At 44.0% G+C, this 636-nt stretch carries 1 pseudogene; it reads left to right on the forward strand.

The annotated features are described in order from the left end of the window. Nucleotides 1–636 (forward strand): annotated as a pseudogene (locus R7Z77_RS26325) (error-prone DNA polymerase); the annotation flags it as partial.

Raw genomic sequence — 636 nt, forward strand, 5'->3', positions numbered from 1 at the left:
CCAAGACAAATCTCCGTCTTGTTCGAACGATTTATCAGTAAGGAACGCAAAGAGCCACCAGATATCGACGTTGACTTCGAACACGAGCGCCGTGAAGAAGTCATTCAATACATTTATAAAAAATACGGACGTGAACGTGCCGCTCTTGCCGCAACAGTGATCAGTTATCGCTTCAAAAGTGCGGTACGTGAGGTCGGAAAAGCGTTAGGTATTGAAGAGACCCAATTGGATTTTTTCATCAAAAATGTTAACCGCCGAGATCGTAGCCAAGGTTGGCAAGCACAAATTATTGAGCTTGGTTTGCAACCGGAATCGCTCAAAGGTCAGCAGTTTATCCAACTGGTGAATGAGATTATTGGTTTTCCTCGTCATCTTTCTCAGCATGTCGGCGGCTTCGTGATTTCATCGGGTCCATTATATGAATTGGTGCCCGTTGAAAATGCAGCAATGGAAGATCGAACTATCATTCAATGGGATAAGGACGATCTCGAAAGCTTAGAGCTTCTGAAAGTCGATGTATTAGCGCTCGGGATGCTCAATGCTATCCGTAAATGCTTTCAATTAATTGAGAAACACCACCAGCGATCACTTTCAATTGCTGAGATCACTCGCCGACAAGATGATCCTCATGTGTAT

The organism is Vibrio sp. 1401, assembly GCF_033340295.1.